Origin of the sequence: Sulfitobacter sp. S223 (genome assembly GCF_025143825.1) — a bacterium.
GTDB lineage: Bacteria > Pseudomonadota > Alphaproteobacteria > Rhodobacterales > Rhodobacteraceae > Sulfitobacter.
The window spans coordinates 129,873-142,665 of the sequence record NZ_CP083560.1 but is presented as its reverse complement, the minus strand read 5'-3'; the positions used below and the strand labels follow the sequence as shown (position 1 = coordinate 142,665).

Annotated in this window: 14 protein-coding genes; 4 read left to right on the top strand and 10 right to left on the bottom strand. The window is 55.9% G+C overall.

The genetic code is table 11. The features are described from left to right. Positions 1-31: 31 nt before the first annotated feature. From K3757_RS00685 to K3757_RS00660, 6 genes are all read right to left on the bottom strand, one after another. Entirely contained in the window at positions 32-1,024 is a 993-nt protein-coding gene (locus tag K3757_RS00685) for a nitronate monooxygenase family protein (protein WP_259998327.1), read from the bottom strand. A gap of 72 nt (positions 1,025-1,096) precedes the next feature. Continuing rightward, positions 1,097-2,293 carry an acetyl-CoA C-acyltransferase gene (locus tag K3757_RS00680; RefSeq protein ID WP_259998326.1) on the bottom strand — a complete coding sequence of 399 codons (1,197 nt, stop codon included), beginning with the start codon at positions 2,291-2,293 and terminating at the stop codon, positions 1,097-1,099. Between the two features lie 15 nt (positions 2,294-2,308). Further along, entirely contained in the window at positions 2,309-3,235 is a 927-nt protein-coding gene (locus K3757_RS00675) for an SDR family NAD(P)-dependent oxidoreductase (RefSeq protein ID WP_259998325.1), read from the bottom strand. After that, on the bottom strand, positions 3,235-4,056 hold the full coding sequence (locus K3757_RS00670; protein ID WP_259998324.1) for an SDR family oxidoreductase: 822 nt from the start codon (positions 4,054-4,056) through the stop codon (positions 3,235-3,237). Before K3757_RS00670 ends, K3757_RS00675 begins: the two co-directional genes overlap by 1 nt. 2 nt (positions 4,057-4,058) lie before the next feature. Next, on the bottom strand, positions 4,059-5,174 hold the full coding sequence (locus K3757_RS00665; RefSeq protein ID WP_259998323.1) for an acyl-CoA dehydrogenase family protein: 1,116 nt from the start codon (positions 5,172-5,174) through the stop codon (positions 4,059-4,061). Beyond that, positions 5,171-6,340: an acyl-CoA dehydrogenase family protein gene (locus tag K3757_RS00660; RefSeq protein WP_259998322.1), complete on the bottom strand. Its 1,170-nt coding sequence runs from the start codon at positions 6,338-6,340 to the stop codon at positions 5,171-5,173. Before K3757_RS00660 ends, K3757_RS00665 begins: the two co-directional genes overlap by 4 nt. 138 nt (positions 6,341-6,478) lie before the next feature. Here K3757_RS00660 and K3757_RS00655 point away from each other — a divergent pair, with 138 nt between their 5' ends. Further along, a complete protein-coding gene (locus K3757_RS00655; protein ID WP_259998321.1) occupies positions 6,479-7,477 on the top strand; it encodes an NADPH:quinone oxidoreductase family protein in 999 nt (332 codons plus the stop codon). Between the two features lie 42 nt (positions 7,478-7,519). Here K3757_RS00655 and K3757_RS00650 read toward each other — a convergent pair whose 3' ends face one another. Further along, complete coding sequence (locus tag K3757_RS00650; RefSeq protein WP_259998320.1) at positions 7,520-8,173, bottom strand: histidine phosphatase family protein; 654 nt, start codon at positions 8,171-8,173, stop codon at positions 7,520-7,522. A 47-nt stretch (positions 8,174-8,220) separates the two neighbouring features. Here K3757_RS00650 and K3757_RS00645 point away from each other — a divergent pair, with 47 nt between their 5' ends. Beyond that, the gene (locus K3757_RS00645; protein ID WP_259998319.1) at positions 8,221-9,225 is read left to right on the top strand and encodes an NADP-dependent oxidoreductase; all 1,005 of its coding nucleotides are present in this window, start codon (positions 8,221-8,223) and stop codon (positions 9,223-9,225) included. A gap of 10 nt (positions 9,226-9,235) precedes the next feature. Beyond that, a complete protein-coding gene (locus tag K3757_RS00640) occupies positions 9,236-9,706 on the top strand; it encodes a MaoC family dehydratase (RefSeq protein ID WP_259998318.1) in 471 nt (156 codons plus the stop codon). Between the two features lie 137 nt (positions 9,707-9,843). Here K3757_RS00640 and K3757_RS00635 read toward each other — a convergent pair whose 3' ends face one another. After that, positions 9,844-10,266: a cytochrome c family protein gene (locus tag K3757_RS00635; protein ID WP_260001326.1), complete on the bottom strand. Its 423-nt coding sequence runs from the start codon at positions 10,264-10,266 to the stop codon at positions 9,844-9,846. Between the two features lie 326 nt (positions 10,267-10,592). On the opposite strand from K3757_RS00635, the gene idi reads away from it, so the two are divergent. Next, complete coding sequence (gene idi, locus K3757_RS00630; RefSeq protein ID WP_259998317.1) at positions 10,593-11,120, top strand: isopentenyl-diphosphate Delta-isomerase; 528 nt, start codon at positions 10,593-10,595, stop codon at positions 11,118-11,120. 100 nt (positions 11,121-11,220) lie between these two features. Here the strand turns inward: idi and K3757_RS00625 are convergent, their stop codons facing one another. Together K3757_RS00625 and K3757_RS00620 are read right to left on the bottom strand one after the other, a co-directional pair. Continuing rightward, the gene (locus K3757_RS00625) at positions 11,221-11,874 is read right to left on the bottom strand and encodes a MarC family protein (RefSeq protein WP_259998316.1); all 654 of its coding nucleotides are present in this window, start codon (positions 11,872-11,874) and stop codon (positions 11,221-11,223) included. Positions 11,875-12,091: 217 nt separating this feature from the next. After that, positions 12,092-12,778 (bottom strand): D-lyxose/D-mannose family sugar isomerase, encoded by a 687-nt coding sequence (locus K3757_RS00620; protein WP_259998315.1) that lies wholly within the window; start codon positions 12,776-12,778, stop codon positions 12,092-12,094. Positions 12,779-12,793: the final 15 nt, after the last annotated feature.

Here is a 12,793-nt window from a genome sequence, read left to right as displayed (position 1 = left end):
AAGCGGCCGGTAAGATGAACCCGTTTGGACATCAGGAAAACTCTGCCGCCAGCTTTTTGCCCGCGGCCTCGTATTCCGCTGCCATCCGATCTACGATCGCGGCCGCCGGACCAACAGATTTGATCGCACCAATCCCCTGACCCGAGCCCCAGATGGTTTTCCACGCTTTTGGTTTTTCGCGGTCCGATCCGAAGTTCATCGAAGACGCATCGGCAGTCGGCAGGTTGTCGGGGTCCATGCCAGCGTTCTTGACCGATCCCTTGAGGTAGTTACCCCATACGCCGGTAAACAACGAGGAATAGACAATATCCTCAGCGCCGGATTCAACGATCATGTCTTTGTACGCCTGATCGGCATTGGCCTCATCTGTGGCGATAAACGGGGATCCTGTGTAACCCAGATCTGCGCCCATTGCCCGCGCTGCCAGCAGGCTTTCGCCAGTCGCGATTGAGCCTGACAGGGCAACAGGACCGTCAAACCATTCACGGATTTCGCGCATCAAAGCAAACGGGGACTGCTGGCCTGCATGTCCACCTGCGCCGGCAGCTACGGCAACAAGACCATCAGCGCCTTTTTCAATCGCCTTCTTCGCGAACCGGTTGTTGATGATGTCATGCATCACGATGCCGCCGCACGAATGCGCGGCTTCGTTCACCTCTACCCGTGCGCCAAGTGAGGTGATCCAAACCGGCACCTCATGCTTAACACAGATTTCCAGATCACGGTCCAAACGCGTGTTGGAGCGGTGAACGATCTGGTTGACCGCGTAGGGTGCGGCAGGATTGTCCGGATTGGCCTGATTGTGGCGGTCCAGTTCTTCCTTGATCTGTGTCAGCCATGTGTCGAGCAGCGGATGCTCGCCTTCTGCTTCACGCGCGTTCAGCGCAGGGAAAGAACCGATGATACCGGCCTTGCACTGTGCGATCACCAGTTCCGGCACCGAGATGATGAACAACGGTGAAGCGATCAACGGGATGCGCAGACCTTGCAGCGCTTTCGGCAGGTGGGAGTCGTCACGTGGCATAGGATATCCTGAATTCATGTTGACGGTGAGGGGGCGACTAAAGCCGCCCCTCTTGTTCGCAAATCGCAAAGTTTACAGAACCTCGAACAGGCCCGCAGCGCCCATGCCGCCGCCCACACACATGGTGCAGACAACATATTTCGCACCGCGACGTTTGCCTTCGATCAGCGCGTGGCCGACCATACGTGCCCCAGACATGCCGTAAGGGTGACCGATAGAGATCGCGCCACCGTTTACGTTCAACAGCTCGTCCGGAATGCCAAGTACGTCACGTGACTGGATCACCTGCACAGCGAAAGCTTCGTTCAGCTCCCACAGGCCGATGTCGTCCATGGTCAGACCGTGAGCTTTCAGCAGTGGTGGCACAGCATAGATGGGGCCAATACCCATCTCATCCGGCTCACAACCAGCCGCCATCACGCCCATGTATCGGCCCAGTGGCGCAAGGCCCATCTGCTCGGCCTTTTTGGCTTCCATGATCACGGTTGCAGAAGCACCGTCAGACAACTGTGATGCATTGCCCGCAGTGATGTATTTGCCTTCTTTGATGACAAGCCCGTCTTTGAACACCGGCTGAAGACCGGACAGCATCTCTGCGCTTGTGCCCGGGCGGTTGCCTTCGTCCTTGGACAGGGTCACTTCGTGCTCTGTGATCTCCTTGGTTTCTTTGTTCTGGACCATCATCTTGGTGGTCATCGGGACGATCTCGTCGTCGAACTTGCCTGCTTCTTGCGCCTGATGGGTGTTCTCTTGGCTGCGTGCGGCGTACTCGTCCTGACGCTCACGGCTAACGTTGTAACGCTCGGCGACTGTCTCGGCTGTTTCCAGCATGGACATGTAGATTTCGGGCTTGTGCTCTTTCAGCCAGCCGTCAGCTTTGACGCGCATCTCAGGTGTCTGCACCATAGAGATACTCTCGACACCGCCACCGATGACCACATCCATACCGTCTGTAATAACCTGCTTGGCCGCTGTCGCAATCGCCATCATGCCCGAGGCGCACTGACGATCCAGCGACATGCCGGCAACAGTCACGGGCAGACCTGCACGGATCGCCGCCTGACGCGCGATGTTGCCACCGGAGTGGCCCTGCTGCAGGGCGGCACCCATGATGCAATCCTGAATTTCGGACACATCAACACCGGCGCGCTTGACCGCGTTTTCAATGGCGTGGGCCGCCAAAGCCTGAGGTGTCGTATTGTTGAATGCACCGCGATAGGCTTTGCCGATCGGGGTACGTGCTGTGGATACGATTACTGCGTCACGCATGGGTAGTCTCCTATATTACCAGTCGAGCTTCAGGCCACGGGCCTTGGCTGCATTAAGGGCGTATTTCTTGGTCTGGCCGAAAGCATCGCCCAGTTGTTGTTGGTCTGTGTCGTCTCTGATTTCCGCAAACCGTGCTGCGACGGCTTCGGGGGTGTTGTCATCTCCCATCAGGGTGATGCCTTGGGTCTCGTAAACCCTCGTCTCGGCAAAGCTGCCCGCACCTGCGCCAAGGATCACTTGACTAGGCGCGTCCTCGCTTACCAGATACAGCAGGCCGGGTGTGATTGTTTCAGGGGCAAGCAGTTCTTGCGCTTCAGCGGGCAATAGATCTGCTGTCATGCGTGTAGCTGCCGTGGGGGCCAGCGTGTTGACGCGGATATTGTCGCGCGCGCCTTCCATATGCAGCACATTCATCAACCCCAACATCGCAGCTTTCGCTGCACCATAGTTGGACTGGCCAAAGTTGCCATAAAGCCCCGAAGCAGAAGAGGTCAGTACGATACGGCCATACTTTTGTTCACGCATGATCGGCCAGCAGGCATGGGCAACATTGGCAGAGCCGATCAGGTGTACGTCCACCACCTTGCGAAAGGCGGCCATGTCCATTTTGGCAAAGGTTTTATCCATCAAGATGCCAGCATTGTTGACGCAAATATCAATGCGCCCCCATGCGTCCATCGCTTGCGCGACCATATCCTTGACGGCTGCCTCATCGCTCACGTCCGCGCCGTGGCTCATCGCCTCGCCGCCCATCGCCTTGATTTCAGCTACGACCGCTTCGGCAGCTTCCGAAGATTTACCCGTCCCGTCACGCGCCACGCCCAGATCGTTTACAACAACCTTCGCGCCCCGCGCGGCCAAGCCCAAAGCGTGGGAGCGGCCAAGACCGACCCCTGCGCCTGTAACAATCGCCACACGTCCATCAAACCGGATATCAGCCATCAGTGCAGCGCCTGTTCAAAAATGTTCGGGCCAGACATGACATTGATACCGCCAGATACGGGGATCACAGCACCCGTGATGTAGGCCCCGCCCCGTCCGCACAGGAACAACATGCAGCCGCCGATATCTTCATCGCGACCAACACGTTTCATCGGCACGTCCTCACCAACCTTGCTACGCATACCTTCGTCGTGCGTGGCGAAAGCAGTCATGCGGGACACGAACGGACCCGGTGCAATGCTGTTAACCGTGATATGATCGCCCGCCAGTTCTTTCGCCAAAATTTTGCTGATGTGGATCACAGCAGCCTTGGATGTAGCATAGCTATAGGCGCCATCGCCCATTTCACGTTCGCCCATAACCGAAGCCACGTTCACAACACGCGCAGGATCATCCACTGTGCCGGAGGCCTTGAGCATCGGCAACAGCTTCTGCGTCAGGTCGAACAGTCCGGCGACATTTACGTCCATTACTTTTGACCACGCTTTGAACGGGAAGTCGCCCAGCGGCGCGCCCCAGGTGATCCCCGCATTGTTCATCAGGATATCAAGCTTATCCGTCCGTTCTTTCACAGCGGCAACTAGCGCGTCGACGCCTTCCTCGGTTCCAACGTCTCCGGCGAAACCGATGGCCTTGCCGCTGGCACCCAATGCGTTCAGCTCTTTTGCGACGGCTTCACAGGCGTCACCTTTGCGGCTGGCGATCAGAACGGTGGCGCCCGCGCGCATCAGAGATTCCGCAGCCATGCGTCCAATACCGGTGGCACCACCAGTAACCAACGCAACTTTTCCATCCAATCCGAATAGCGTTTGAATATCCATCTTCAGAATCCTCTCAGTGCCGCGACTTTTTCGGCGTGATAGCTGTAATCACCCAGCCATTCCGCCCCAACGCGTGCACGTTTCATATAAAAACCCATGTCATAAGCATCGGTCATACCAATACCGCCATGCATCTGCACACCCTCCTGCACCGCCAAGGTCGCGGTGGATGTCGCTTTGGCCTTGGCCAACGAAACAGCGAGTTCGGCGTTCTCAGGATCGTTATCCAGCATACGACCAGCGTTTAAAATCGCCGATGCGGTCACTTCGGTCTCACACCACAGATGCGCGGCGCGATGTTGAAGCGCCTGAAAGCGACCAATCTCAATTCCGAATTGCTTACGCTCTTTGAGGTAGCCGACTGTCATGTCAAAGGCACCCGCAGCAAGGCCCGTCATTTCTGCGGCCAACGCTGCCTGACCTGCCTGCAAGGCCGGCTTAAGAATGGTCATGGCCGAATCAACCTGACCCAGAACATCCTCACCGGTCGCCTCGACATTATCAAAGTCGATTTTTGCCGCATCGCGCGCGTCGATCATGTTCGATTTGCTGCGTGTGATGCCCGCGCGGTCTGCAGGGATATCAAACAACGTCAGCCCATCGGCAGTACGCGCCAGAACGAGCAATCGGTCAGCCATCGCGCCATCCACAACGAAAGTCTTCTTGCCCGTCAGGCGGAAGCCATTTCCATCTGCTTTAGCTTCAAGCGTTGTTGCATCAGGGTCGTGCTTGACCCCTTCATCCACCGCCAAAGCGTAGGTAACATCGCCACTTGCGATCTTGGCCAGCGCCGCCTTGGCGCGTTCATCGCTGACCTGACGCAGCGCGGTTGCTGCCATTACAGCCGTGCTTAAAAACGGCGAAACGACAAGCGTCTTACCCATTTCCTGCGCCAGCACATTCGCCGCCGCAAAACCCATATCAGAGCCGCCAGCATCTTCAGGCACCAGAACTCCGGCCCAGCCCATCCCGGCCATCTCTTTCCACAATTTGGCATCGTGGGTTTCACCAGCATCGCGCATTTTGCGGAATGCAGAAACGGGGGCAGCGCCATCCAGAAAACCCCGCGCCATATCGGCCAGCATGGTTTCTTCTTCGCTCAGTACAAGTTTGCTCATGCCGGTAATCCCAATACACGTCGTGACACGATGGAAAGCATCACCTCGGAGGTGCCTCCCTCAATCGAGTTTGCCTTGGTGCGCAGCCAGTCGCCTGCGCGATTGCCAACATCACCATCCCATTCCAAGGCAGCCGAACCGCCCGCTGTCATCATCAATTCATGACGCTGCTTATTCAATTCGGTGCCCATATATTTCAGCATGGCCGACGCATCGCCAGCGCCCTGCCCAGCCTCCGCTTGGTCCTTATACCGCTCAAGCGTGAGACCAATCGTCAACGCGTCAATTTCGCAGCGCATGGCATCAGCACGCAATGTGGTATCCAGCACCTCAAGCGTATCAGTCAGCACAGCACCCAAAGCGCGTCCGCCACCAGACAATCCTGCACCACCACCCGAGATCATCTCGCGCTCGTGCGTTAGCAGATATTTGGCCACGTCCCAGCCGCGGTTTTCTTCACCTACAATGCGATGCTTTGGCACTTTTACATCGGTAAAGAACGTCTCACAGAACGGTGAAATACCCGAGATCATCTTGATCGGTCGCGTCTCTACGCCTGCGTCATCCATATCAATCAGCAGAAAGGAAATGCCTTTATGCTTGGGCGCATCGCGGTCCGTGCGGACTAACGCAAAAATCTGATCCGCTTTGTCAGCATAGGAAGTCCAGATTTTCTGACCGTTTACCAGCCAGTGGTCACCCATATCTGCGCCGTGCGTTTGTACGTTTGCCAGATCGGAACCCGCGCCCGGCTCTGAATACCCCTGACACCAACGGACTTCGCCGCGTGCGATAGGTGGCAAATATTCCAGCTTTTGTTCGTGACTGCCAAAGTGCAGCAGCGCGGGGCCAAGCATCCAGATGCCAAAGCTTTGAAGGGGATTACGAGCGTTGATCCGGTCCATTTCAGAATGGAAAATCTTTTCCTGATCGCGGGACAGACCCGCGCCGCCGTATTCAACGGGCCATGTCGGAACAGTATAGCCTTTTGCGGCGCAACGCTCTAACCACTGCTTTTGCGCGTCAGAGGTAAAAACCCAATCCTTGCCACCCCAGCAAATGCCATCTTCTTTCATGCCACCATCGCGCATTTCGGCGGGGCAGTTTGCCTCCAGCCAGCCGCGCAGCTCCATGCGGAAATCTTCCGCAGACAATGCCTCAGCCATCCATCTTCCTCCCGGTTAACGCATGCGGCCTCTTGCGGGCCGCCATTCCGCACAGCAGAATTGCATTTCGAAATTCGATTGACAAGCATGAGTTGCACAGGCCCATTACAGGCCAAATGAGATGGAGGAGAACCCGAGATGAAAGCGATGCTAAGCCACGAGCCCGGCGGGCCGGAAACACTGAAGCTGACCGAGATGGAAGCACCAGAACCGAAGAAAAAGCAGGTGCGCATACGCGTCCGCGCTGCGGGCCTTAACTTCCCAGATACCCTGATTATCAAGGATATGTACCAAATGAAACCACCGCGCCCTTTCGCGCCTGGTGGGGAAATCGCGGGCGAGATCGAAGCGCTGGGCGAGGGTGTTGAAGGGCTCGCTGTTGGTGATCGTGTGCTGGCTATGTCCGGCTTTGGCGGCTTCGCGACTCATCTGTGTATCGACGCGGCGCGGGTCATGAAAATCCCTGACGCGATGCCGTTTGACGAAGCGTCATGTTTGGTTCTGACCTATGGAACTTCCCATCATGCGCTGAAAAATCGCGCTGAAATCCAGCCCGGCGAATCGCTTTTGATTCTCGGGGCCGCTGGTGGTGTTGGTGCTGCCGCGATTGAGTTGGGCAAAGCGGCAGGTGCGCGTGTAATTGCCGCCGTATCATCCGAGGAAAAAGCGCAGTTCTGCCGTGAACTGGGCGCGGATGAGACGCTGATCTACACCCGTGACATGGACGATCGGGACGCGCAAAAGGCATTTTCAGCCAAGATCAAAGAACTTGCAGGCGGGGACGGCGTGGACGTTGTCTATGACGCCGTTGGCGGTGCTTACGCCGAACCAGCCGTCCGCGCGCTTGCTTGGAAAGGCCGCTTCCTTGTGGTGGGTTTCCCTGCCGGTATCCCGAAAATTCCGCTTAACCTGACGCTGCTGAAAGGCACGCAGATTGTTGGCGTGTTCTGGGGCGCACACACCCTCCGCGAGCCGGAAATGCATGCTGAAAACATGGCCGAACTGTTCGCCATGTATAAGGACGGAAAGATCAAGCCGCGCATCTCGGCGCGTTTCCCGCTTGAGAAAGCCGCCGATGCGTTGAACCTGATGATGGACCGCAAGGTGTTGGGCAAAGTCGTATTGGACGTCGACTAGGCTCTCATGCCCTGTGATGCCATCATACACACGTGGCGCGCCCTAAAGGTGCGCCACGTCATTGAACCCCCGCAGGATCATTTGTTCGCCATGGATCACAACGCGGCTGATGGACCCGTTATCGGCACCGTTAAATCCGAAATTACGCGAACCTGTCGCAGCGGCCAAAGCTGCGCCGACAACGCCTCCGTGCACGACCACCGCGACCAACTGGTCGGGATGCGCGGTGGCAATGCGCCGCAGACCGCGCACGACACGCGATTGCAGGGCAATAAATGTCTCCGCCCCCGGAAGCTCGCCCCAACACTCTTTTTCACGCGCACGCAGGATCGCCGGATCATTCTCGGCCGCGCGAAAGCGGAATTCACCACCATCCCAGTCACCCAAAAAGACTTCTCGCAGATCAGGCTCGACAAGTGGCGTGATGCCCAAAGCGGTCGCCAACGGCGCAGCGGTCTGATGGGTCCGCTGCATGGTGGTCACATAGATCGCGTCAATCGCTTCAAGCTTCAGCCGTGCAGCAACGGCATGGGCCTGCGCCTCACCTTCGGGCCGCAACGGCGGATCGCCTTGGCCGTCTACCATCGGAAAACTTTGCCCACGGACCGCAGCCTGAGTTTCACCATGCCGTATCAACAAAATGTCCGTAGCCCCTTGCGGCGGGGTGAACCTGTGCTGTCGTGCTTCGCTACTCATCAAATATCCCTTCACGTTTCCAACACACTAGCCTCAAGGAACCCAGTATGACAAATCGCCAAATCGTCGTTGCCGAATTACCAAAAGGCGAACTGACGCCGGAAAACTTCAAACTGACCGAAACCGCTATGCCCACGCCTGGCGAAGGAGAGGTCCTGCTGCGCGTTATCCTCATGTCCATAGATGCGGCCAATCGGTCTTGGATGCAGGGCGCGACCTACCGCGCGGCGGTAAAGGCAGGCGATGCGATGCCAACCTATGCTATTTGCGAAGTCACGGAGTCCAACTCTACCAAAATTGCCGTCGGTGACATAGTATCGGCAGAAGCGACATGGTCTGACTATGTGACCGCGCCCGCGCACAAAGTCACCAAGCTACCAAAAGTGCCGCAGCTTTCAAATCTGATGTCGGTCTTCGGGATTGCAGGCAAGACAGCCTATCACGGCCTGATCTCCGTTGGTCAGCCCCAACCGGGTGAGACTGTTCTGGTATCTGCGGCTGCTGGTTCGGTTGGCGGTTATGTAGGTCAAATCGCCAAGTCACTCGGCTGTCGCGTTGTCGGAATCGCTGGCGGGCAAGAGAAATGCGACTGGGTGATGGAGCAGTTCGGCTTTGACGCTTGTATCGATTACCGCGCCGACGGGCTGTTCAAGGCCCTACGCACCGCCTGCCCTGAAGGGGTAGACGTGTATTTCGACAACGTTGGTGGTGAGATTCTTGAGACTGCGCTTAACCTGATGAATGAGCGCGGCCGTGTCGTTTGCTGCGGTGCCATCAGCCAATATCAAAGCACGTCACCAACCGGTCCGCGCAATTTGCCCGGCGCAATCGTGGTAAAGCGTTTGCGGATGGAGGGATTTATCGTGATGGATTTCGCCCATAACGACGCAAAGGCCATCCGCGCTATGCAGGGCATGATGGAACGTGGCCAACTGAAAGTAACAGAAGACATCGTTGAAGGTCTTGAGAATGCGCCATCCGCGCTGATCGGGCTTCTCAACGGCGACAACAAGGGCAAGCGCATGGTGCGTGTGTCCGCTGATCCATCATAAGGAGATTCCCATGTCAGCACGCGATACAGCCTTTGCCGAAGCTGAAAAGCTCATCGGTACAGAAGTTGGAGTTTCAAACTGGATCACCGTTGATCAGGCAATGATCGACGAATTCGCAAAGACCACGCGCGATGAACAGTGGATTCACGTCGATCCGGAACGCGCAGCGGCGGAAACACCTTTTGGTGGCTCCATTGCGCACGGCTTCCTCACGCTCTCTCTTGCCAGCCGATTTGCCTATGATTGCTTTAACATGCTGCCCGGTCAGGTGATGGGCATCAACTATGGCATGAACAAATTGCGGTTCCTGAAACCAGTACTCGCTGGTTCGCGCCTGCGCGGGCGCTTCATGCTGCAAAAAGTGACGCCCAAAGGTCCAGTAAATATGCTGCGAGAGAACCTTTTGACCATCGAGATCGAGGGTGAGAAAACACCAGCCCTTATCGCTGAATGGCTGGGTATGGCCGTTTTCGAAGACTGAACAATGAACGCTCGCCCACGCCCCCCGTGCGCGAGCGTTATAGTTACTTGCGCGATGCCGCCTCTTCCCTCCGTAGGCCAAAACGAAAATGGCGGCCCTGCTAAGGACCGCCATTTCAATTCAACCGGATCGCAAGCTTAGCCTTCCGGCTTCACCTCCGGGCCGACAGAAACAAGGTAGGCCCAAACATCAGCTGCTTCGTCCGCTTTTCTCAGCTTGAAAGACATCTTGGATTTTGCGCGCTTGTCGTCGTTATATTCGGCGAGGTATTTCTTGGGGTCAGCGACATAGCCGATGAACGCTTCTTCATCCCATGCCAACCCAGCTTCGCCAGCCTCCACGAGGGAATCGCCATATTTGAAGTCTGCGGAACCCGCAGTGCGAGTGTAAATGCCATAAAGGTTGGGCCCGGTACGGCCACCTTTGACGATATCATTACCATCAGCATCCTGAATCATGTGGCAAGCTTTACACTTGTTGAATACCTTTTCACCGGCCTCAGCATCACCTGATGCATGGCCGTCTGCGAAAACGGGCGCGCTGAACAGCGCCATACCCATTGCTGTGACTGCGAGTAGTTTCACGGTAGTCCTCCTAAAAGTTCTTTACCTTACCTAGCCCGTAGGCCTTTCAGGTAAAGGTCTGATAGAGGAACCTCGCATAGTTTCCAAGGAAGACCAAGGTGCCGAAGGACACCTGCGTCAAACTGAGGCAACTCAAACGCCGGCGGACGGTGAAGGGCAAAATTTCTTAAAACACGGGTATGAATGCCAAATGCATAAAAGCGGAACACTTGGCACAGTGCGGTATTGGCGCTAAGAACCCTACGCATCTGAAATGGCTGGTACGAAAACGCGGGATTAATCCCCTACTTGACGGAGACACGATGACCGCGATCATGATTCCAGCCTGGATTGACGGAGAAATGCAGCCTGTCGAAAAGCTTGATGCGCATGTCCGCGGATTGCGCCACAAGGCTGTTTCAGTCTTTCTAATGGCAGGTGGCTCTTTGCTGATCCAGCGTCGTGCTTTGGGGAAATACCATACGCCCGGCCTTTGGGCGAACACCTGTTGCACGCATCCCGAATGGAATGAACCGGACGCCGATTGCGCGGTACGTCGTCTTGCCGAAGAGTTGGGCATTACCAACGTCCATGTAGAACACCGCGGCCAAGTCGAATATCGCGCGGACGTGGGCAACGGGTTAACCGAGCATGAAGTTGTGGAAATTTTCGTTGTAGAAACCGACGCAGATGTAATGATCCGTCAGAACCCCGACGAGGTCATGGAAATCCGCTGGATCACACTGGATGATCTTCACGCAGAAATCGCAGCCACGCCTGAAATATTCACGCCTTGGCTTCGGATTTACATGGCAAAATACAGCAAGCTTATCTTCGGCTCGGAAACGTAAAACAACTACTGAAGAAAACCCTGATAATATCAGCAAATTAGGGACACGCGTACCTTCGGTACAGCCGTGCGGCCCTGTCTATACCACAGGCCTCCGCTGTCTAACCAAGCGGCGTTTCAACAGCTGTTGGCACAACATCAAGCAACCCCAGCGCCTCTAACCCTCCAACGACTGAATCAACAGCAATCGTGGCAAGAACAATGCCCATGACGCGACTGATGACGCTGGCTCCGGTATTACCGATAACCCTGTGAACATAGCTAGCGGCCAAAAGCGCGGCCAATGTTAGCAGAAGAACGACCAACAAAAGCCCCGCAGTGATGGCCTGATCTGCAATAGATTCCGTGTGATTGTCAGTCAGGATAACAATGGCCAACATTGCACCAGGTGATGCGATTGACGGCATGGCAAGCGGGAACACAGCACCCGCAAGATGATCTCGCTCAGCTTCCTCGATCTCACGCGATGGTTTGGAGTCGCCGAAGATCATAGTCATGGCAAAAATGAAAAGGATCACCCCGCCGGCGATCTGAAACGATCCCAACCGCAGACCCAAGGTCTCTAGCAGTAGTTGGCCCCCTACAAGAAACGCAAGCAGCACGATCGCCGATATCGCAACGGCTTTTAGAGCAAAGCGGCGATGCAGATGCTGAGGGACCGTTTGCACAGCAAATAGAAAAACAGGGATAGTACCCACAGGGTCGATGACGACCAAGAGGATGATGAACTCCTTTAGGAGAGCAGCCAAATCCATTATATGCAGGCTTTCTATTTAATAGTTCAGGGGCGGACGCGCCGGATATAGCAGCCCGCCACCTGATTAACGAATACTAAGTGTGTCAAACTCTTAAACGCCAGCCATGTTCCATTCTAAATCGTCAAACACGACTTAAACGATTGCAGGTGGGGCAAACTGCGTATGTTTTGTTCTGATGAAACCACTATCCAAAAGCCAAGGCTGGCGGCATGGTTCAGGCAAGCCAACGCGCGTAGTCACTGACCAGAAGATGGGTTGGCGCAACATCCTCTTCGATTGTCGCGAAACGACCGATGGGTTCGCGGAAGATGTTGTCAGTCTCGTCATCATTCACAGTCGAAACTTCACCTATCAATACATCACCACCCTCTCCCCAGAACGCATGCCAGTCGCCCGGCATCAGCGTCACGCTTTCACCCGGAGCGAGGCGCAATTTTTCACCAGGGGTGAAATCGCGCGGGATGCCGTCACACAGAACCGTGCCGCCCCTGTCCTCGGCAAAGCGGCCCTGATCATCGGAACCATAAAGCTCAACCATCAATGTCGCACCACCGCGGTTGATGATGTCTTCGGCTTTAATCGCATGGGTATGCATCGGACTAAGCTGATCCTGACGGGAGATCAGCAGCTTTTCAGCATAGCACATCCCGCCACCACGCTTCAGGTCGGCCAATCGGCCATTCCGCAAGGTGAACAGGAACAAGCCTGTCTTGTCATAATCACCGGCGCCATAGTCTGTGATATCCCAACCGCACCGCGCATCGATCACATTGCGGGCCATTTCCTTTCGTGAAACGAAATCGTCAGGCGTCCAAAAAGCGAAGGGCGGCAAAACAAACCCGTATTTGCAAATAAGGTCACCGGCCTCAGCCATAATTGCATTTATGGTTGAGCGTTTCATTCAGCTATCTCCTGC

Excerpts from the sequence above, each read along its gene's own strand:
- K3757_RS00665 (WP_259998323.1), bottom strand. The coding sequence starts at position 5,174 with ATGAGCAAACTTGTACTGAGCGAAGAAGAAACCATGCTGGCCGATATG.
- K3757_RS00625 (WP_259998316.1), bottom strand. The coding sequence starts at position 11,874 with ATGGATTTGGCTGCTCTCCTAAAGGAGTTCATCATCCTCTTGGTCGTC.
- K3757_RS00640 (WP_259998318.1), top strand. The coding sequence starts at position 9,236 with ATGTCAGCACGCGATACAGCCTTTGCCGAAGCTGAAAAGCTCATCGGT.
- K3757_RS00635 (WP_260001326.1), bottom strand. The coding sequence starts at position 10,266 with ATGGGTATGGCGCTGTTCAGCGCGCCCGTTTTCGCAGACGGCCATGCA.
- K3757_RS00650 (WP_259998320.1), bottom strand. The coding sequence starts at position 8,173 with ATGAGTAGCGAAGCACGACAGCACAGGTTCACCCCGCCGCAAGGGGCT.
- K3757_RS00685 (WP_259998327.1), bottom strand. The coding sequence starts at position 1,024 with ATGCCACGTGACGACTCCCACCTGCCGAAAGCGCTGCAAGGTCTGCGC.
- K3757_RS00675 (WP_259998325.1), bottom strand. The coding sequence starts at position 3,235 with ATGGCTGATATCCGGTTTGATGGACGTGTGGCGATTGTTACAGGCGCA.
- K3757_RS00620 (WP_259998315.1), bottom strand. The coding sequence starts at position 12,778 with ATGAAACGCTCAACCATAAATGCAATTATGGCTGAGGCCGGTGACCTT.
- K3757_RS00660 (WP_259998322.1), bottom strand. The coding sequence starts at position 6,340 with ATGGCTGAGGCATTGTCTGCGGAAGATTTCCGCATGGAGCTGCGCGGC.
- K3757_RS00680 (WP_259998326.1), bottom strand. The coding sequence starts at position 2,293 with ATGCGTGACGCAGTAATCGTATCCACAGCACGTACCCCGATCGGCAAA.
- K3757_RS00670 (WP_259998324.1), bottom strand. The coding sequence starts at position 4,056 with ATGGATATTCAAACGCTATTCGGATTGGATGGAAAAGTTGCGTTGGTT.
- K3757_RS00645 (WP_259998319.1), top strand. The coding sequence starts at position 8,221 with ATGACAAATCGCCAAATCGTCGTTGCCGAATTACCAAAAGGCGAACTG.
- K3757_RS00655 (WP_259998321.1), top strand. The coding sequence starts at position 6,479 with ATGAAAGCGATGCTAAGCCACGAGCCCGGCGGGCCGGAAACACTGAAG.
- idi (WP_259998317.1), top strand. The coding sequence starts at position 10,593 with ATGACCGCGATCATGATTCCAGCCTGGATTGACGGAGAAATGCAGCCT.